Origin of the sequence: Rhodococcus sp. MS16 (assembly GCF_013277795.1) — a bacterium.
Taxonomy (GTDB): Bacteria; Actinomycetota; Actinomycetes; order Mycobacteriales; family Mycobacteriaceae; genus Rhodococcus_F; species Rhodococcus_F globerula.
Map to the genome: position 1 here is coordinate 200045 of NZ_VBTM01000003.1, position 18661 is coordinate 218705.

Below are 18661 nucleotides of genomic sequence, written 5' to 3' on the forward strand. Positions count from 1 at the left end.
TCCCGTCACCCCAACCGAAAGGTCACCGACCATGAGACTTCTCCTGAACGTAATCTGGCTGGTCTTCGGTGGATTCTGGTTGGCCTTGGGTTACTTCGCGGCAGGCATCATCTGCTGCATTCTGATCATCACGATCCCCTTCGGTATCGCCGCGTTCCGAATCGGCATCTATGCCCTCTGGCCGTTCGGTAAGACCGTCGTCGACAAGCCGACTGCTGGTGTCGGTTCAATGGTCGGCAACGTCATCTGGGTGATCATCGCCGGTATCTGGCTGGCGATCGGCCACATTGTCACGGCGGTGGCAATGGCAATCACGATCATCGGCATCCCCTTGGCCGTCGCGAACCTGAAGATGATTCCGATCTCGCTGATGCCTTTGGGCAAGGAGATCGTCGACGTCAATCGCGTGAACTACGCATAGCTTCCAATCCTCCACCGATAACGGTGTGACCTTCATCACATTACGGGTGGATAACGGAATAGCCACAAGAGAACCTTCGCTGCGGAATCCTTCACTACCTGGGAAGAGTCCCCTGCGCTTTCGCGGCGGGTTTGTATCCCATTCGGCGCGCCGCGTTATCAAATGGTGACATGAGCGGTGAGAGCCGTTACCGTGAATTCCGGCCGGGAAACTCCGGCCACCTCCGGCCCGCCGCGCCAAACCTTGTCCCGCGGGTACCGGAACTTCCCACTTTCGAGCATTCCAGGGACAAGGACGGGGGACCCAAAGTCCTCTGTGAGAGCAGAAATGTTCTCCACCTGACACCGGTTCGACAAGCAACACATTCGAACCTTGGGGTGAAGCCAGACCCTTTCCAGCCAGGAAAGGCGAGGCCGGGCAACCTCTCAGCCCGAACCCGACAGCTGACCTCGCAGGCGCGTGTGGAGAGGAAATTCACGATCATGAGCGGACGCCATCGCAAGCCCACCACCGCAGGCCGCACTGTCGCCAAGGTCGCCGTCACCGGCGCCATCATGGGTGTAGCAGGAATCGCAGCCACAGGTACCGCCAGCGCTGCCCCCGATTCCGACTGGGATCGCCTCGCACAGTGCGAAGCGGGCGGCAACTGGGCCATCAACACCGGCAACGGCTACCAGGGCGGATTGCAGTTCTCCCCCAGCACGTGGAACGCACACGGCGGCGGCGAGTACGCAGCCACCGCAAACAACGCCACTCGCGAGCAGCAGATCGTTGTTGCCGAGCGCGTCCTGGCCAACCAGGGATGGGGCGCTTGGCCGTCCTGCTCCTCGAGCCTCGGCCTGAGCAGCGGCGCAACGCAGCGGTCCGCTCCGGCCACGACGCCGGCCGCACCCGCCGCACCGGCACAGCAGGTCGCTCAGACCGTCGCACATCCGGTCTCCGACGCAATCGATCAGGCCATTGCATTCGCCGAGGCCAACGGCATCGTCGTCGATCCCCAGATCCTTGCAGCAGCAGACACCGCGAAGTCTTTCCTGAAGTAGGACTGCGAACTGCGCGTTCCGCTCGAACGCACCCAGCTACGAAGAAGGCCCGCACCGATTCGGTGCGGGCCTTCTTCGCGTAGTGGATCTAGCGATTGATGACGGTGTACGGATGGATGTAAGGAAGTGACTCCACCGGTAACGGGAAGGTGGTGTCCTCGCCGAACGGTGAAAGTCCACCGGAGCGGGTCGATGACAATTCGGTCACTGCGTGATCTCCGTCTGCAGTTTCCGGCCATCCTGGATCTACATAGTGCTGCTTCGAATTGTTGGCCACGAAGCCATTTTGACAGGACTCCGTTACGCCGTACATACCAGGTCTCTAATCTGATACCTGATGACCGAAATACGTGGCACCCAGGCGGGCACTTCCGGAGCCGACAGTTTGACCGAATGGCTGTCGGCGCGCACTGACGCCGAGCTGACGGAACTACTGCGTTTGCGGCCGGATCTCGCTGTGCCGCCGCCGAGCACGATGGTGGTGCTCAGTGGACGCGCACAGCAACGCGCGTCGGTCGGTAGAGCAGCCGACGAGCTGGACACACTGGACTTCGGACTTCTCGAACTGCTGGCGCTCGCCGGCGCCGAGGAAACCCCCATGACGCGCGCGGAATTGAACGACGCGCTCGCTGCCCGCGCCCTCACCGGTAAGGGCAAGGTCACCAAGAAGGCAGTCGATGCCTCGCTTGCGAAGATGCGGGCCTATGCGCTCATCTGGGGCACGGATCCGATCAGCATCGTCCCCGCTGCCATCGACACCATCCCTTGGCGACTGGGCCGCGCCCTCGAGCCCGCCGAGTCCATGTCGGAAGCCGAGATCACCGCGGCGCTCAATTCGCTCGGCGAACGTGAACGCGGTCTGCTCGAGACGCTGGCCAACTCGAGCCCCATCGGCCGAACCCGCGACGCGGCTCCGGAAACGCCAGCAGATCGTCCTGTGCAGAAACTCTTGGCGGCCGGCCTGCTCCGGTGGTTGGACGAGCAGACGGTGGAGTTGCCGGCGACGGTACGTCAGGTTATCCGCGGCGAACCAGTCTTCGATCCGACAACGCTCACCGCGCCGGTGATCACCGGCGACAAACTCAAACCTGCCGACGTCAATGCGGCGGCCGCGGGCGAAGCCCTCGAGTTGGTTCGCCAGAGCGAAAACGTGATCGCCGTTCTCGGGGCCGCACCTGCCCCGGCGTTGCGCGCCGGTGGACTCGGAGTGCGTGAACTACGACGTATCGCGAAGGCCGCGGACCTCGACGAGAGTCGGCTCAATCTTGTGGTCGAACTCCTCGCCGCCGCCGGATTGATTGCCAGCGGCACCCCCGACCCCGCCCCGGCGTCCGACACCGCGGACGACTACTGGACCCCGACGATAACGGTCGACGGTTGGCTCAACGCGACCACGGCCCGCAAATGGGAGGTCTTGGCGTCGGCGTGGATCGATGTCCCCCGAGTCCCCTGGATGATCGGAATGCGCGATCCGTCCGACAAGCCGATCGCCGCGCTGGCGGAGGAGGGCCGCGCACCGTCTGCACCGAGAGACCGGGCGTCGATTCTCGGACTCTTGGCCGAACTCGACAGTGGGCAGAGCGCCTCGCCCGCCGAGGTGAGCCGTTCACTTGCGTGGCGTCATCCCCGACGGAGCGGCCGGCTTCGGACATTTGCAGTCGAAAACACACTTGCGGAGGCGTCGGCTCTCGGATTGGTGGCGCGGGGCGCACTGAGTTCACCTGGGCGGGCGATGCTGCACGGCGGCGACGCCGAAGCCGAAATGGCGGCGGCGCTGCCGAAGCCGATCGACTACATCCTGGTTCAGGCCGACCTGACGTTGGTCGCACCCGGCCCGCTGGTACCTGACCTGCTCGAGCAGGTGACCTTGGTAGCCGATATCGAATCGGCCGGTGCGGCGTCGATGTACCGCATAAGCGAGAGCAGTATCCGCCGAGCACTTGATGCCGGATTGACGGCGACGGAACTGCAGACGATGTTCAGCACGAAGTCCAAAACTCCGGTACCACAATCGCTTTCGTACCTCATCGACGACGTTGCACGCCGGCACGGCCGGTTGCGGGCGGGCGTGGCCGCGTCGTTCATCCGATGCGAGGACGCATCCCTCTTGGCCGAGGTTCTCGCTTCCCCCGTCGCGGAGCCCTTGGCCTTGCGCGCCCTCGCCCCCACGGTGGCGGTGTCCCAGGCACCGCTGCGGGAAGTTCTGGCCGAACTTCGCGCTGCCGGCTTTGCGCCCGCAGGCGAGGATTCGTCGGGTGCCCTCGTCGATCTGCGCCCGCGCGGGGCTCGAATCCCGAACCGTCGCTTGCGGCACGCCACCCGAACGCCGTCGAGTCCGTCGCCGGAACAGCTCGACGCACTGGTGCGAACAATGCGAGCCGGCGACCGCGCTGCCACACCCGGCCGGGGCGGGGTTCGCGCCGACGGATCGCGGGAAAGCAATGCCGCCGCCATCGCGCTGCTCTCGTCCGCAGCCCGCGAGGGAAAGAGCGTCAACATCGGCTACGTCGACGCTCAGGGGGTGGCCACGCATCGCATCGTCGATCCGGTCAGCGTGGGCGGCGGGCAGTTGGACGCATTCGATCCGGCGAGTGGCGCAGTGCGCCGATTCACCTTGCACCGCATCACCTCCGTCAGCCCTGTCGAGTCCGGAAAAAAGTGATCGGAAAAATGCAACTGGCTTTTTTCTGTAAATGAAGTATGGTCGAGGTCAGTTTGTGATTGCCACTTCGAAAAATGAGGAGCGACAATGGCTGACAAGGCGCCGGGTAAGAACATGAAAAAGCCCGCCCAGTCGATCAAGGAACGCCGCGCAGAAAAGCGTGAAAAAGCAGCGGATTCTTCGGAATTGATTCGCAAGAGAAAGCGGAGCTGACGGAAAATACTTTCGTTCTTCTCTCGAGAAGTTTTCATCATGCAAGCCGAGACCGATGCACTCGACTACCTTCACGAGACGTTCGACCAGTTCAGGTCCAGTAGCAGAGGCACAGATCCACGGTCCCGCGGATATGTTGCCGGGATGACACTGGCCGCGGTCTGCGTCCTCGACGAACACGCTCGTCGACCCGGAATTTTGTTATCGGGTCGTTCGTAAAACAAAGGACCCACCGTGAAAAGAACAATCCATGCGCTTGATCGCATTCAAACCAGACTCGAATCAGAACTTGATTCAACTCCCGGTGACAGCGAAAAGAATATCGGTTATCGCTCCGGAATTTCCGAAGCGATAACTCACGTCATGGAAATGCGAAAGTCTGCGGTGGCGCAGAAATAAAAAGTTTCCGCGTCTCCGAAATACGGGGTCAGGAATAGCCGTCAACTGTGCCACGTTGACGTAGGGGTGCCCAAGTGTGGGCACCCCTGTTTGCGTTGTGTATTGCCCGTCACTTGGCGTATTCACCGCGATGGCAGGACAATGGCAGGGTTGCCGCGACACTGCTGCATTCGCTACACGGCTGCACCATCGCATTCGCTACACCAGGAGGACTTCGTGACCGACGGACCGTTGATCGTCCAATCCGACAAGACGCTGCTGTTGGAGGTCGATCACGAGCGCGCCGGCGATGCCAGACAGGCAATCGCACCCTTTGCCGAGCTCGAACGGGCCCCCGAACACGTCCACACGTATCGCATCACGCCCCTGGCCTTGTGGAATGCCCGTGCCGCCGGACACGACGCCGAGCAGGTAGTCGACGCACTGGTCTCGTTCTCGCGGTTCGCCGTCCCGCAGCCCCTGCTGGTCGACATCGTCGACACCATGGCCAGGTACGGACGCTTGCAGTTGGTCAAGAGTCCGGTTCACGGCCTCATCCTGGTCAGCCTCGACCGCGCAGTGCTCACCGAAGTGATGCGGCACAAGAAGATCTCACCGATGCTCGGCGAGAAGGTCGACGACGACACCGTGATCGTGCACCCGAGTGAGCGCGGTCGCCTCAAGCAGATGCTGCTCAAGATCGGCTGGCCGGCCGAGGATCTCGCCGGTTACGTAGACGGCGAAGCGCACCCGATCGATCTCGCTTTCGAAGAGGGCCATTGGGAACTGCGTGACTACCAGCAGATGGCGGCGGATTCGTTCTGGGCCGGCGGCTCGGGCGTCGTCGTGCTGCCGTGTGGCGCCGGTAAGACGATGGTGGGCGCGGCAGCCATGGCAAAGGCCAAGGCCACCACACTCATCCTCGTCACCAATACCGTTGCCGGTCGTCAGTGGAAGCGTGAGCTCATCGCCCGCACGTCGTTGACCGAGGAAGAAATCGGCGAATATTCCGGTGAGCGCAAGGAAATTCGACCCGTCACGATCGCGACGTATCAGGTGATCACGCGTCGTACCAAGGGTGAGTACAAGCACCTCGAACTATTCGACTCTCGCGACTGGGGCTTGGTGATCTACGACGAGGTTCATCTGCTGCCCGCGCCGGTGTTCCGCATGACTGCCGATCTTCAGTCGCGTCGTCGCCTCGGCCTCACAGCAACATTGGTCCGCGAGGACGGCCGCGAGGGCGACGTATTCTCGCTCATCGGCCCCAAGCGTTACGACGCTCCGTGGAAGGACATCGAGGCGCAGGGCTGGATCGCGCCGGCCGATTGCGTCGAGGTGCGAGTGACGATGACGGACGCCGAACGCATGTCCTACGCGGTGGCGGAACCGGAGGAGCGCTACAAACTGTGCTCGACGGCGCACACCAAAATTGCTGTCGTGAAGTCGATTCTGGCCAAGCATCCGAATTCGCCGACCTTGGTGATCGGTGCGTATCTCGATCAGCTCGACGAACTCGGTGAAGCCCTGAACGCACCGGTGATCAAGGGATCGACCAAGAACAAGGAACGCGAGATCCTGTTCGATCAGTTCCGTAACGGCGAGATCCAGACGCTGGTGGTGAGCAAGGTCGCGAACTTCTCGATCGACCTTCCGGAGGCGTCTGTCGCCGTTCAGGTTTCGGGAACCTTCGGATCGAGGCAGGAAGAAGCTCAGCGACTCGGGCGCCTCCTGCGACCCAAGCACGACGGCGGTCAGGCGCACTTCTATTCGGTGGTTTCCCGCGACACGCTCGATGCCGAGTACGCGGCACACCGTCAGCGGTTCCTCGCCGAACAGGGCTACGCGTATCGAATCACCGACGCGGACGACCTGTTGGGCCCAGCCATCGGTTGAACACATTTCTATAACAAGTTTCACTAATTAGCTGGACGGACGTCCATATCGCGATAGCGTGCTCCCTGTCACACTTGTGCCTATCGGGGAGTCGCGCATGTTGCGCTCGGTTACACGTTCACGCGGTCGTCTCGGCGCCGCAGTTGCGCTTCTGACAGCGTCGCTGCTGTCGGCAATCGGAGTGGTTGCCACCACCGGCGTCAGTTCGGCGACTCCGGTCGCCCCAGGTACAACGGTGTATCAGCTTGCGAACGGCTGCTACGCACTACAGGGTGCCGACAGTGCGTTCGTGAACCGGGACGGAAGCGGCTACCGCAGCGGCGGAACAACCGTCGACGACGCCGAATCATTCAGGCTCCATGCGGCGCAACTCGGCCGGTTCATGTTCTACGGCACCGACGGATCGATGCTTGCCCATGACGGCGCCGGCGGCGTCGTGGCAACGCCAATCGCGACCCCGTCGACGGACTGGACAGTGATGTCGAGCGGCGACACATTTGTTCTCACCGCCACCACAAACGGTCGAACACTGGTCAGCCACGATTCCACCCTGTCGCTGGCCGAACCCGGCGGCGCACCGGATGCCGCCTCGTTTGCCCTGATCCCCCGCACCGGATGCGCCGATTTCCCGGAAGCCGAAGTGAACGCTACTGGTACGCCGTCGGAGATAGGCCCGGGCGGCGAGGTCACCGGATTCATCGATACGCATGTCCATATGAATGCGTCCGAGTTCATGGGAGGAAATCTGCACTGCGGTAAGCCTTTTGATCCCCAAGGCGTCACTGCCGCGCTGGTCGACTGCCCGGACCATCAACCCAACGGCATGCCGGCGCTACTCGAAAACGTTCTCTCCTTCGGCGATCCATTCGCAACCCACAACACCGCCGGGTGGCCCACTTTCCCCGATTGGCCGGCTCACGATTCCCTGACTCACGAGCAGACCTACTACACGTGGGTGGAACGCGCGTGGCGCGGCGGTTTGCGCATCTTCACCAACCTTCTTGTTGCCAATCGTGTTCTGTGCGAGCTGTATCCGACCAAACGCAATCCGTGCGACGAAATGGAGACGATCCGGATCCAGGCCAAGCAGACTCGTGAGATCCAGGATTACGTCGACGCACAGTACGGCGGCCCTGGCCGTGGCTGGTTCCGGATCGTAAGCTCACCGGCCGAAGCCCGGCAGGTGGCGGCCGACGGAAAACTGGCCGTCACGCTGGGTATCGAGGTGTCGGAACCCTTCGGGTGCACACTGCGAAACGATGTGCCGCAGTGCACGACCGAAGATATCGATCGCGGTCTGGACGAACTCTACGATCTGGGTGTCCGGCAAATGATCGTCACGCACAAGTTCGACAATGCCTTAGGTGGCACGCGTTTCGACGGCGGCATCACCGGGGTGGCCGTCAACATCGGTAACTACCTGGGTACCGGTGAGTTCTGGCAGTCCGAACCGTGCACCGGCGTCGCCGAGGACAACGAGCTGCCCACCAAGGTCGACGGTGCCCAGAATCTCCTCGCCGTACTCCCACCCGGCGTGACGCTTCCGGTGTATCCGGCCGGTGCGCAATGTAATTCACGTGGATTGAGTGCTCTCGGTGAGCACACCATCCGCGGGTTGATGGAGCGAGGCATGATCATCGACATCGACCACATGAGCGTCAAGGCAGCGGACGCGACACTCGGTATCCTCGAAACCGCCCAGTACTCCGGCGTTGTGTCGAGCCACAGTTGGAGCGACGAAAGCTTCTACCGGCGGATCTATGCACTCGGTGGTTTTGTTGCGCTGTACGCGGGCACACTCGATGCTTCCGACGGTAAGCACGGCGAGACCGGATTCATCGACCAGTGGCGCGAAGCCAGGGAGATGCGAAGCGAAAACTACTACTTCGGATTCGGCTACGGCGCCGACACCAACGGATTCGGTCCCCAGGCCGCGCCGCGCAGTGATGCCGACGCCAATCCTTTGCAGTACCCGTACACCGCCTTCGACGGCACAGTCATGGACAAGCAGCGTGCCGGCGACCGCGTCTTCGACGTCAACGTCGACGGTGTGGCTCAGTACGGAATGATCCCCGATTGGATTGCGGACATGCGTATTGCCGCGGGGCCGGATGGAGATCAGATTATCGACGACATGAGCCGCGGCGCGGAGGCCTACCTGCAGATGTGGGAGCGCGCGCGGAAGTAGCTACCCTGGTGGAGTGGCTCCTGGAGTTTTCAGGAGCCCTCGACCGAGTACACCCGCCCGCCACCTGCGAAGGAACACACCAGTGGCTGATTTCCAGTTCACCGTCGACAAGGCTCACGCGAAGTCCGTCAACGACACGTTGGCCGATGTCCGTCGTCTGCAGGTTTCTGCCGTGATCTTCGCCCTCATCCTCGCTGCGCTTGCCGCCTGGCTCATCAGCATGGGTGCGGTGTGGTCCACCATCGCCGGCGCTGTTCTCGCTGTCGGCGCGATCAGCTCGCTGGGTGTGGCCGTATGGGCGCCGCGCAAGGTGGGAAGCATCGAAAAGTTGTACAGCGAAAACCCGTTGGTCCCCACGATCGTCTCCGAGATTCACCCTCGCGCCGCGACACTGACCGCGTTGATCGACGTCGCGAAGCCGTCGACGCAAGGACCGCGATACGCGTTGGTCAGCCGAAACGTCCGACTCAACCCTCATTGGAAGGTCGGCGATCGTGTTCCGTCGGTCGCCCTGCGGTCGGACCGCTCCACACGCAGCAAGGACGACGTCTGGCAGATGGTCAACCCGATGCCCATCGAATGGGGCACCAAGGACGCCCGAGTCCTGGCCCGCGCCACCGCAGCGATCAGTGCAAGTGAGTGGAACTTCCTTCAGAGTCGCCTCGCTGACTCGAAGGAAGTTCGCACCCACCCGGAACGCCGCGTCATGATCGAGCCGGCTGACCTGCCCGACAACCTGCGCTAGCAACTGCCGCTGAGGCAACTGCTCTAGCGCAGTGCCGGCAATACCTCACGTTCGAACAACTCGATGCCCGAGGTGTCGTACGCAGCTTCGGGGAAGTAGAAGATCCCGTATTCAAGCCCCTGTGACTTGAGAGCTGACAGGTTTTCGATGATCTGTTCCGGAGTTCCGACTGCGGGCATACCGCGGAACGCGTCCAGCGACGCTTCGGCAGCAGCTTCGCCCACCAGAGGCGTCAGCCGGTCTTTGACTACCCGAAGCCGCTCGGCCACTTCGGCTTCCGTCGATCCGATGGCAACGTTGTAGTTTGCGGAGCGGACGATGGCGTCGAAGTCGGTGCCCACCGTATCGCAGTGCTTCTTCAAGATCTCGGACTTGCGCTCGAATCCTTCGGGTGTGCCGTCGAAGTTGGTGTACTGCGCGTATTTTGCCGCAATCTTCAGGGTGACCTTCTCGCCGCCGCCCGCGATCCACAACGGGATTCCCTTGTCCTGAAGTGGAAGTGGTCGACAGATAGCGCCGTCGACCTGGTAGTACTTGCCATCCAGCGTCGCGCTGCCGGTCGACCACGACTGTCGCATGATCTGGATTCCCTCGTCGAGACGGCCGAGTCGCTCACCGGCAGAAGGGAAACCGTAGCCGTAGGCGCGCCATTCCTGCTCGTACCAGCCGGCGCCGATACCCATTTCGACACGACCTCCACTGATCAGGTCGGTGGTGGCCGCAATTTTTGCGAGATAGGCCGGGTTGCGGTAGCTGATGGCGGTACACATCTGGCCCAACCGGATACTCGACGTCGACGCGGCAAGGGCCGACATGAGGGTCCATGCCTCGTGCGTTGCTTCCTCCGTCGGCGCAGGAACCGTATGAAAGTGGTCGTACACCCACGCCGACTCCCACGGTCCCGCTTCCGCCCGCAACGTGAAGTCACGCATCACCTCCCACTGCTGTGCAGGGTCGATGCCAACCAGGTCCAGGCGCCAGCCTTGAGGAACAAAGAGTCCGAATCGCATCATGCGAGCCTACCCAGACCGTCCGCGATCCGCCTGCGCCGCCACGGACGGCGAATAGCGCGGAATATATCGATGCATCACCGCTGCGCCGGCAAAGGACGTCGCTCCCAGAACCGCAAAGGCCCAACCGAGTGGAACTGCAGCAGCAAGCACACCAATCGCAAGAGGTCCACCGAACATCCCCGTGTCATGGGTCAGGCGCCAGGCTGCGAGAAACTCGGCCCGCTCGTCCGGTGGAGCGATATCCGCACCCAACGTCATGATGACTCCGTTGCCCAACCCGTTGCCGATGCCCATGACAACGGCAACCGCGGTCAATCCCAATGCTCCTGTCGACAGCGGCAGCAGAAGATACGACACTCCGATCACAGTGAGCGACGGGACCGCCACCAATCTTCTGCCGTAGCGGTCCATGATGTGCCCGGCCGGATACGAGCACAGGAGATCCACTGCCGCGCCCACACCGAAGATCACACTGACCTGGGCAGCGTCCAACCCGAGATGCAATGCCCACAGTGGAAGTACCGCTTCCCTCGACGCCCGAGCGGCGCCCATCAGGACAGATCCGATGCCCAGTGTCGACAGCGGTGCGCGATGTCGACCGAGAATGTCGGTCAACGTGACGAGTCGGTGTGCGCCGCCGCTCGCGTCGACCGTGCGCGGTGGATCGGAAACGCGTGCCATCAGAGCCCCGGCGAGTACAACACCGACCAACTGAACCAGGAAACCGCCGCGGGTGCCCATCATCAGAATCACCCCGGCGCCGATCAGTGGTCCGAGAAAGAATCCCAGACGCCACATCGCCGCGAACGACGACATCGCCCGGGCTCGCAAGCTCAGCGGAACCGTCTCAGCGAGGTAACTCTGCCGAGCCAGGCCCCACACCGCATTTGCCAGTCCGGTCAGCAGGGCTCCGATTCCCAGTACCCAGGGAGTCGCGGCGAACAGGCAGATCACCACTCCTGTTGCACCGAGAGCACTTCCGCCGATGATGGACCGACGCTCGCCGAAACGCGAGACTATCCGGCCGGCCGGTAGATCACCGAGAACAGCGCCCAATCCGCCGAGCGCAACGATCAGTCCCGCAACGGTGATCGACGCCCCGAGGTCCCGGGCGGTCACAGCCATGATCGGCGCCGCCGCGCCCTGGCCGATTCCGAAAATCGCAGCCGGGACAAAAACCGTTGTCACCAACGGCTTCAGCGCGCCTACTCCTGGCTGCGCTCGGGGAACTGTTTCCGTCACGCGCTCACTTCTACGGCCACCGTAGCCCGCGAGCGCTTACCGACCGACTCCGCAAGCCCGTAGTGGCCACGCAACGTGGATTCGGTGTACTCCGTACGGAAAAGCCCCCGGGACTGCAGAATCGGCACAACCCGATCGACAAATATCTCGAGCCCACCCGGCAGGTACGGCGGCATGATATTGAAACCGTCGGCTGCACCTTTGTCGAACCATTCCGTCAACTCGTCGGCAACCTGCTCCGCCGTCCCGGCAAAAGTGCGGTGTCCCCGCCCACCGCCAAGTTTGCCGATCAGCTCACGGACCGTGAGCTTTTCGGTCTCAGCCAAGTCCTTGACCAATTGGTATCGGCTCTTGTTGCCCTGGATGTGATCAAGATCGGGCAACGGCGGAAGAGGTGCGTCGAGCGAGTGCTCCGTGAGGTCGACGCCCACCATGTTCGAGAGTTGACGCAACGAGTACTCCGGCGAGATCAGATCGGTGAACGACTGCTCGAGCGCTTTTGCTTCGTCTTCCGTGTCTGCGATGAAGGGAACGATTCCCGGCAGCACTTTGAGGTCGTCCGGGTTGCGGCCGTACCTGATCAATCGGGATTTGAGGTCGGAGTAGAAGTCTTGGCCCTGTTCGAGTGTTCGCTGCGCAGTGAAGACGGCTTCGGCATATCGCGCCGCGAAATCTTTACCACTTTCGGAGGATCCAGCTTGCACCAGTAGTGGCCGGCCCTGCGGCGATCGCGGCGAATTGAGCGGCCCGGCCACCGAGAATCGTGGACCGTCGTGGTCGATGCGGTGTACTCGGTCCGGGTCGGCAAACACGCCGGTCTCCTCGTCCAGGAGGATTGCGCCCTCTTCCCAGCTGTCCCAGAGGTCAAGCGTCACATCGACAAACTCTTCGGCCCGCTCGTAACGGTCACTGTGCGCCGGCACTGCACCCAGTCCGAAGTTTGCGGCTTCATCGGCGCCGGCCGACGTCACGATGTTCCACCCGCCGCGGCCACCGCTGATGTGATCGAGCGAAGCGAACTTCCGCGCGAGAGTGTACGGATCGCCGTAACTGGTCGAAGCCGTGGCGATCAGGCCAACCTTGTCTGTCGCTGCCGCTATCGCCGACAGCAAGGTGACCGGCTCGAAAATCGCCTGGGTATTGTGCTTGACGCGCGGACCGACGGCCAAACCGTCGGCAAAGAACACCGAGTCGAGCTTCCCGCGTTCCGCGATGCGGCCCAGATTCTGGAAATGCTTGACATCCAACAAGTTAGCCGCATCAGTATTCGGATGACGCCACGCTGCTTCGTGGTGGCCGACGCCCATGAGAAATGCGTTCAGGTGAAACTGTCGTTCGGACATGATAAAAGAACGTTCCTTCCGATGAGTGAGTATCAGGTGGCGGGACGCCAGCGTGAGAGCCGGCGTTCGATCAGCACCAGGACACCGTTGAGACTAAGACCGAGCAAGGAGATTGCGATGATGCCCGCATACATGTTGGGAATCTGGAAATTCAACTGGGAAGCGGTGATCAGATATCCGAGACCAGCTTTGGCTCCGACCATTTCGGCTGCAATCAGCACGAGGATCGACGACGCGGCCGACATCCGAATCCCGGTGAAGATCGTAGGAACCGCGGCCGGGAGGACAACCTTCTGGAACAGCCTGATCGGGGAAAACCCGAGTGATACAGCGGATTTGACGAGCAAAGGATCAACGCTGCGCACTCCGGAGATCGTATTGAGCAGGATCGGGAAGGTGCAGGCATAGATCACCAGCGCGATCTTCGACTCTTCACCGATTCCGAGTATCAGCACGAATACGGGCAGTAGCGCCAAAGCCGCTGTGTTGCGGAACAGTTCGAGGATCGGGTTGAGGAAGTCCGAAACGGGGCGGTACCACGCAATCGCGATACCCAACGGAACCGCGACCACTACTGCCACAAAAAATCCGGTCAAGGCACGAGACAAGCTTGCGGTGACGTGTTCTTGCAGTTGGCCGTTACCGACCAGAGTGAAGAACGCCGACACCACTTCACTGAACGGTGGGAGAAAAACCCTGTCCACCAACCCGAAGCGTGGTGCTAATTCCCAGATTCCGAGTAGCACAGCGATGGCAATCGAAGGCTTTGTGATGCGCCATGCCGTCGATCGCACGTAACGTGCTGCGGCGCCGACCTGATCGGCCGACTTTCGGGTCACAGAGCCGACCCTCCGCTCTGATGTCGGTTCCGGCGCGGTAACCAATTCCGGGATTGCCAGTGCGCTAGACATTCGCGGCCTCCTTCGTCGGATCGAGCTCATCGGTCCGCGCACGTTCCACTTCACCGTGCAGAAGGGTCCAGATCTGGTGCCGGAAATCGCGGAATTGCTCACCGGAGCGCACATCCGCGGCGGTCCGATCGATGTCGATATCGACGATCGTCTTCACCCGGCCAGGCCGGGACGTCAAGACGGCCACGCGTTGTCCGAGATAGATGGCCTCGTCGATACCGTGAGTGATGAACAGAATCGTCTTGCCTGTCGCTTTCCAGATCCGGAGCAACTCGCCCTGCAACGATTCCCTCGTCTGTGCGTCCAATGCCGCAAACGGCTCGTCCATCAGCAACACTTCCGGGTCGAAGGCAAGGCTGCGAGCGATGGCGACCCGCTGCTTCATACCGCCGGACAGCTCGTGGGGGTACCGATCGGCGAAGCCCTCCAAGCCGACCAACTCGAGGTAATGATCGGCAAGTTCGCGTCGTGTGCTCTTCTTGACGCCCTTGGCCTCCAATCCGAACTCGATGTTGTGACGAGCAGTGCGCCACGGCAGCAGAGCATACTGTTGGAAGACAATTCCGCGATCCAGCCCCGGACCGGTGATCTGCTTGCCGTCCAAAAGGATTCGGCCTGATGTCGGAGAACTGAGCCCGCCGAGCAGATCGAGCAGAGTGGACTTGCCGCAGCCGCTGGGGCCGACGAGGACCAGAAACTCGCCCGGTGCCACGTCGATGTTGATGCCCTCGACCGCCGTGAATTTTTCACTCGTCCCGCGAATGTCGAATTCCTTGGTGACGTCCTCTAGCCGAAGTTTCGGTTGAGTGCTCATTTTCCGACCTCCAATGCCTGTCCGTCAGCGCCACTTTCGGGTGTGTACGTCCCGTTGGCGTACGGGTTGAATGTGTTGGTATAGATGTCCGCCGGAGTCAGTTTCCCTTCCTCCAATTCACCGTTGCGGGTCAACCAGTCGATCCAGGTACTGATCTCGACGTCCTCAATCACTCCACCGGGTCCGGCGACTCCCGGGCTCTTCCAGTAGCTGATCAGCTTCGTGTCTTCGTTGCGTCCCCGAGAGTTGATGATCGAGGTAAATTTGGCGACTACTTCATCGCGCGAGTGCGTCTGCGTCCAACGAATGGCGCGTGCTGTTCCCTGCACGAAGTCAGCGACTGCATCTTTGTTCTGCGCGATGTAGTCGTCGCGGAATACCAACGTGCCGTAGGTGAACGATCCGAACAGCGATTCGTCCGTGAAAAGCTCACGCAGACCTCCACGTTCGAGAGCCGAATCTCGGAAGACCGATCCGAGGGTTGCGACGTCGATCTGACCCTGGCGTAGTGCCTGTTCCGTGTTGACCGGAGGAACAACGATCAGTTCCACCTGGTTGATCTCGTCCGGCGTAAGACCTTCCCGCGCAAGCCATTCACGGACGACAAACTCGTGGTGCGCCCCGAGGGTGTTCATTCCGACCTTCTTGCCGATCAGGTCCTTTGCCGATGTGATCGGACTACCGTCAAGTACGTAGTACCCATTGAAACTCTGCTTGTCCGAGCCGTAGTAACCGATGACCGAAGTGATCGGAGATCCGGCAGCAGCCAACTTCACGATGGCTCCGTTGAAGGCTCCGCCGAAGTCGGTCTGACCGGTGGCTGCATTCTGGATACTCTGCGGACCACTGGTGGTGTCGCCGATCCAGTCGAGTTGCACGTCGTTGAAATACCCGAGGTCGGCGGCAAGTTCCGGGAACAATACCTGACCTGCACTCCCCTCGTAGCGAAGGACGGTCTTACCGTCAGCGGTCTTGACCACTTCGTCGGAGGAACCGGAGCATGCGACGGCGAGGCCGGCTAGAGAGACAAGTGCGAGGGCCGCGGCGACAGAGCGCGCGAAACGGGGGCGAATCATGAAGGTGCTTCCTGTAGAAGATGATTTGTGCCGTGATCGGCTACATCGGCCCTCGGCTGTACCGAAACGTCATGTCCTGCAGAGAGCGCTCGACGGGTGAAGTTCACGCAGCGTCGTACGATGTGCTCTGCGGAGGCAGATGCGGGTGGTTGTCGGTTCAGCGACAACAGCGACAGGACGAGAACACGTGGGACTCCAAACGTGGAAGGCAGTACCTTGGCTGGTAATACCGTCGAAGGCAGTACCTTTGTAGGCAGTGCCGACACCATATGTCGGCGCCCCCCACGTGCGTCAACGATTTATTCACGCCGGATTTTAATGTGTGAAGACCACCGAAACGGGACATGTAGTCCGCTGTTCGGTCAGCTCGATCGGCACTGCAAGTAGCTATCGGGCTGCATCATTCTCAAACACTGAATCCACCGAGCATTCCGACAGCCGCAAGTGTTGCCAGGGCGGCAACAAAGATTACCGAGTAAAATACTCGGCCGTCGAGGATAAGTGCTGGTTCGCCTAGTTCGTACCTACGTTCCGCTGAATCATCGTCAAAGTCTGAATCATCGTCAAAGTCTGAATCATCGTCAAAGTCTTCGGTGTTCGAGGATTCTTCGCTCACGGTTTCCACCCGAAAATGCCGAGATCGTTCTAGATCGCTTCGCCGATGGCCGCAACGAACAAAAGTGAAGTTGCCGCCGTAGTAACGATTGCAAAGCCTTGCCGGACAGCGTGGTTGGCTGGAGATGTCTCTGCACTTGTCATGATGTCTCCTTCTGCGCAACATCGTCGTGCGATCAGTATCGGAAGTATCCGGTCTTCTGGCATCACCCCGAAAGGATGAGCGCTCATCTATTCCGGGTGATGACAGCAAACAACCTCCGGTGCAATTCTTTTCCGGACACCATCGCGATTCGTTCGGAGGAGACCATGACGCAAGAACTCGAATCGGCCGAAGGTGCGCCAGTCCCATCACAGTGGTTGTTGCCGCGCGGCCTCATCGTGTTGCTCGGGCTGACCGGACTGGTTGTCACTGTCGCAGGTACAAAAGCATTCTCCAGTATCCTCGGGCCGGTCTTTCTGGCCCTGATGCTGACCGTCGCCGTTCATCCCGTACCTGATTGGCTGCAGCGGAAGGGATTACCCCGATGGCTTGCGACCCTTACTGCTCTGGTTGCGGTGTACACCATTCTCAACACTCTGGTCTTCTTTCTCATCTATTCCGTCGCGAGATTGGGGACACTGCTCCCTGCATACGAGGAGCAGTTCGATCAACTTCTCACGGACGCCAAAAGCCGGCTCGGCAATCTGGGGATCGGGTCGGATCAGATTCACAACATGCTGTCCTCGGTAGATTCGGGAACTATCACCCGTGTGCTGACAGGGCTTTTGGAAGATACGCTCGGACTGCTGTCGAATCTTGTGTTCCTTGTCGTGTTGCTACTGTTCATGGCGATCGACGGCAGCGGTTACTCGCAGCGGATGCAGGTGCTCGTGAGATCGCGCCCGGACATCGCCGGAGCGTTCATGTCGTTCTCGTCGGGAACACGAAAATATCTTGTCGTATCAACAGTTTTCGGCGCTATTGTCGCCGTACTCGATACTGGGCTTCTGTGGGCGCTCGGGATACCACTCCCCATCCTGTGGGGCGTGCTCTCCTTCATCACGAACTACATCCCGAACATCGGATTTGTCCTCGGCCTCGTCCCACCCGCGCTACTTGCCCTCCTCGACGGCGGTGTCGGTCCGATGCTGACGGTCATCGTTCTCTACAGTGTGGTGAACGTGATCATCCAATCGGTGATCCAACCCAAATTCGTCGGCGACGCAGTCGGACTCTCGGTCACGTTGACATTCCTGTCGCTGGTCTTCTGGTCATGGGTCCTCGGCCCACTGGGCGCAATTCTCGCAATCCCGTTGACATTGATGGCCAAAGCGTTCCTGGTCGACATCGACCCCTCGACCCGCTGGGCCGACGTTCTGCTGAACGAATCTGACCCCACCAGTACAACGGTCGCATCGGAAACCGAGCCAGGTACTGGAGTGTGCCGCTGCGATCCTGATTCCTCACTGGGCACCGGATCATCCGTGCCGGGTGATGTGTTCGGGAGAGTCGAAATCGAGGATGGATCGGTATCGAAACGCAGGACACCGCTCACCGGAACCGCATCTCTACCGTCAACTTCGGGGAAATCTCGGCAGATAAAGGAGTAAATGAATGAGTGCAACCTTGACGGTGTGGAAGTTCCCGACGCCCTCGGGCGCGGATACCGCGATCACCACACTCGAAGACCTTCAGAGACAGGAACTGATCAAGGTTCGCGACGCAGCGCTTGTGTCGTGGCCCGAAGGGGCAAATAAGCCCAAGACTCGCCAGCTCAACAACGTCACCGGTGCCGGCGCACTCGGAGGCGCATTCTGGGGACTGCTATTCGGGTTACTCTTCTTCATCCCGCTACTCGGAGCTGCGCTCGGGGCCGGGATCGGCGCGCTCGCCGGTTCTTTGACGGATGTGGGAATCGACGACGAATTCATAGCCGGTGTCCGCAAGAACGTCACCCCCGGAACTTCGGCACTGTTCGTACTGACTTCGGACGCCATCATCGACCGGGTACATGAGGCATTCGACGGTCAGTCCGGTGAACTGGTGTCGACGAACCTCAGCCACGAGCAGGAACAGCAGCTACGGAACGTGTTCGCCGAGTAGTACTAACAGTGGATT

18 protein-coding genes and 1 riboswitch are annotated in these 18661 nt (G+C 61.0%); of the genes, 10 read left to right on the top strand and 8 right to left on the bottom strand.

Annotated features, from left to right (window positions below; all coding sequences use genetic code 11):
- Positions 1-31 precede the first annotated feature (31 nt).
- Both FEZ60_RS05955 and FEZ60_RS05960 read left to right on the top strand, forming a co-directional pair.
- Positions 32-421, top strand: a complete 390-nt coding sequence (locus FEZ60_RS05955) for a YccF domain-containing protein (RefSeq protein WP_045069009.1) — start codon at positions 32-34, stop codon at positions 419-421.
- Positions 422-676: 255 nt separating this feature from the next.
- Positions 677-895: riboswitch (cyclic di-AMP (ydaO/yuaA leader) on the top strand.
- A gap of 8 nt (positions 896-903) precedes the next feature.
- Complete coding sequence (locus tag FEZ60_RS05960) at positions 904-1464, top strand: transglycosylase family protein (RefSeq protein ID WP_033234087.1); 561 nt, start codon at positions 904-906, stop codon at positions 1462-1464.
- An 88-nt stretch (positions 1465-1552) separates the two neighbouring features.
- Here FEZ60_RS05960 and FEZ60_RS05965 read toward each other — a convergent pair whose 3' ends face one another.
- Complete coding sequence (locus FEZ60_RS05965) at positions 1553-1741, bottom strand: hypothetical protein (protein WP_033234086.1); 189 nt, start codon at positions 1739-1741, stop codon at positions 1553-1555.
- 60 nt (positions 1742-1801) lie between these two features.
- Here FEZ60_RS05965 and FEZ60_RS05970 point away from each other — a divergent pair, with 60 nt between their 5' ends.
- From FEZ60_RS05970 to FEZ60_RS05990, 6 genes are all read left to right on the top strand, one after another.
- A complete protein-coding gene (locus FEZ60_RS05970; RefSeq protein WP_033234085.1) occupies positions 1802-4126 on the top strand; it encodes a helicase-associated domain-containing protein in 2325 nt (774 codons plus the stop codon).
- An 87-nt stretch (positions 4127-4213) separates the two neighbouring features.
- The gene (locus FEZ60_RS32850) at positions 4214-4339 is read left to right on the top strand and encodes a hypothetical protein (protein WP_254922770.1); all 126 of its coding nucleotides are present in this window, start codon (positions 4214-4216) and stop codon (positions 4337-4339) included.
- Between the two features lie 234 nt (positions 4340-4573).
- Positions 4574-4738, top strand: a complete 165-nt coding sequence (locus FEZ60_RS05975) for a hypothetical protein (protein WP_165826323.1) — start codon at positions 4574-4576, stop codon at positions 4736-4738.
- A gap of 216 nt (positions 4739-4954) precedes the next feature.
- Entirely contained in the window at positions 4955-6613 is a 1659-nt protein-coding gene (locus FEZ60_RS05980; protein ID WP_033234083.1) for a DNA repair helicase XPB, read from the top strand.
- A 97-nt stretch (positions 6614-6710) separates the two neighbouring features.
- Positions 6711-8801 carry a dipeptidase gene (locus tag FEZ60_RS05985; protein ID WP_242484457.1) on the top strand — a complete coding sequence of 697 codons (2091 nt, stop codon included), beginning with the start codon at positions 6711-6713 and terminating at the stop codon, positions 8799-8801.
- 82 nt (positions 8802-8883) lie between these two features.
- Positions 8884-9546, top strand: coding sequence for a DUF3239 domain-containing protein (locus tag FEZ60_RS05990; protein ID WP_033234082.1), 663 nt, complete (start codon positions 8884-8886; stop codon positions 9544-9546).
- Between the two features lie 23 nt (positions 9547-9569).
- Here the strand turns inward: FEZ60_RS05990 and FEZ60_RS05995 are convergent, their stop codons facing one another.
- The 7 genes from FEZ60_RS05995 to FEZ60_RS06025 form a co-directional block, all read right to left on the bottom strand.
- Entirely contained in the window at positions 9570-10556 is a 987-nt protein-coding gene (locus FEZ60_RS05995; protein WP_141486413.1) for an LLM class F420-dependent oxidoreductase, read from the bottom strand.
- Positions 10557-10565: 9 nt separating this feature from the next.
- Entirely contained in the window at positions 10566-11801 is a 1236-nt protein-coding gene (locus FEZ60_RS06000) for an MFS transporter (RefSeq protein ID WP_172935734.1), read from the bottom strand.
- Positions 11798-13144, bottom strand: a complete 1347-nt coding sequence (locus FEZ60_RS06005; protein WP_045068998.1) for an LLM class flavin-dependent oxidoreductase — start codon at positions 13142-13144, stop codon at positions 11798-11800. The genes FEZ60_RS06000 and FEZ60_RS06005 overlap by 4 nt, the downstream gene beginning before the upstream one ends.
- 32 nt (positions 13145-13176) lie before the next feature.
- Positions 13177-14055, bottom strand: coding sequence for an ABC transporter permease (locus tag FEZ60_RS06010; protein ID WP_033234079.1), 879 nt, complete (start codon positions 14053-14055; stop codon positions 13177-13179).
- On the bottom strand, positions 14048-14869 hold the full coding sequence (locus tag FEZ60_RS06015) for an ABC transporter ATP-binding protein (RefSeq protein WP_172935735.1): 822 nt from the start codon (positions 14867-14869) through the stop codon (positions 14048-14050). Before FEZ60_RS06015 ends, FEZ60_RS06010 begins: the two co-directional genes overlap by 8 nt.
- Positions 14866-15945 (bottom strand): ABC transporter substrate-binding protein, encoded by a 1080-nt coding sequence (locus FEZ60_RS06020; RefSeq protein WP_045068991.1) that lies wholly within the window; start codon positions 15943-15945, stop codon positions 14866-14868. The genes FEZ60_RS06015 and FEZ60_RS06020 overlap by 4 nt, the downstream gene beginning before the upstream one ends.
- Before the next feature lie 406 nt (positions 15946-16351).
- Positions 16352-16561, bottom strand: coding sequence for a hypothetical protein (locus FEZ60_RS06025; RefSeq protein WP_172935736.1), 210 nt, complete (start codon positions 16559-16561; stop codon positions 16352-16354).
- A gap of 308 nt (positions 16562-16869) precedes the next feature.
- Between FEZ60_RS06025 and FEZ60_RS06030 the strand changes: the two genes are divergently transcribed.
- On the top strand, positions 16870-18153 hold the full coding sequence (locus tag FEZ60_RS06030; RefSeq protein ID WP_172935737.1) for an AI-2E family transporter: 1284 nt from the start codon (positions 16870-16872) through the stop codon (positions 18151-18153).
- Between the two features lie 4 nt (positions 18154-18157).
- The gene (locus tag FEZ60_RS06035) at positions 18158-18646 is read left to right on the top strand and encodes a DUF1269 domain-containing protein (protein ID WP_141486417.1); all 489 of its coding nucleotides are present in this window, start codon (positions 18158-18160) and stop codon (positions 18644-18646) included.
- Positions 18647-18661: the final 15 nt, after the last annotated feature.

Coding starts and splice junctions, on each gene's coding strand:
- FEZ60_RS05955 (WP_045069009.1), top strand. CDS start 32: ATGAGACTTCTCCTGAACGTAATCTGGCTGGTCTTCGGTGGATTCTGG.
- FEZ60_RS05960 (WP_033234087.1), top strand. CDS start 904: ATGAGCGGACGCCATCGCAAGCCCACCACCGCAGGCCGCACTGTCGCC.
- FEZ60_RS05970 (WP_033234085.1), top strand. CDS start 1,802: ATGACCGAAATACGTGGCACCCAGGCGGGCACTTCCGGAGCCGACAGT.
- FEZ60_RS32850 (WP_254922770.1), top strand. CDS start 4,214: ATGGCTGACAAGGCGCCGGGTAAGAACATGAAAAAGCCCGCCCAGTCG.
- FEZ60_RS05985 (WP_242484457.1), top strand. CDS start 6,711: ATGTTGCGCTCGGTTACACGTTCACGCGGTCGTCTCGGCGCCGCAGTT.
- FEZ60_RS05995 (WP_141486413.1), bottom strand. CDS start 10,556: ATGCGATTCGGACTCTTTGTTCCTCAAGGCTGGCGCCTGGACCTGGTT.
- FEZ60_RS06005 (WP_045068998.1), bottom strand. CDS start 13,144: ATGTCCGAACGACAGTTTCACCTGAACGCATTTCTCATGGGCGTCGGC.
- FEZ60_RS06010 (WP_033234079.1), bottom strand. CDS start 14,055: ATGTCTAGCGCACTGGCAATCCCGGAATTGGTTACCGCGCCGGAACCG.
- FEZ60_RS06015 (WP_172935735.1), bottom strand. CDS start 14,869: ATGAGCACTCAACCGAAACTTCGGCTAGAGGACGTCACCAAGGAATTC.
- FEZ60_RS06020 (WP_045068991.1), bottom strand. CDS start 15,945: ATGATTCGCCCCCGTTTCGCGCGCTCTGTCGCCGCGGCCCTCGCACTT.
- FEZ60_RS06030 (WP_172935737.1), top strand. CDS start 16,870: ATGACGCAAGAACTCGAATCGGCCGAAGGTGCGCCAGTCCCATCACAG.
- FEZ60_RS06035 (WP_141486417.1), top strand. CDS start 18,158: ATGAGTGCAACCTTGACGGTGTGGAAGTTCCCGACGCCCTCGGGCGCG.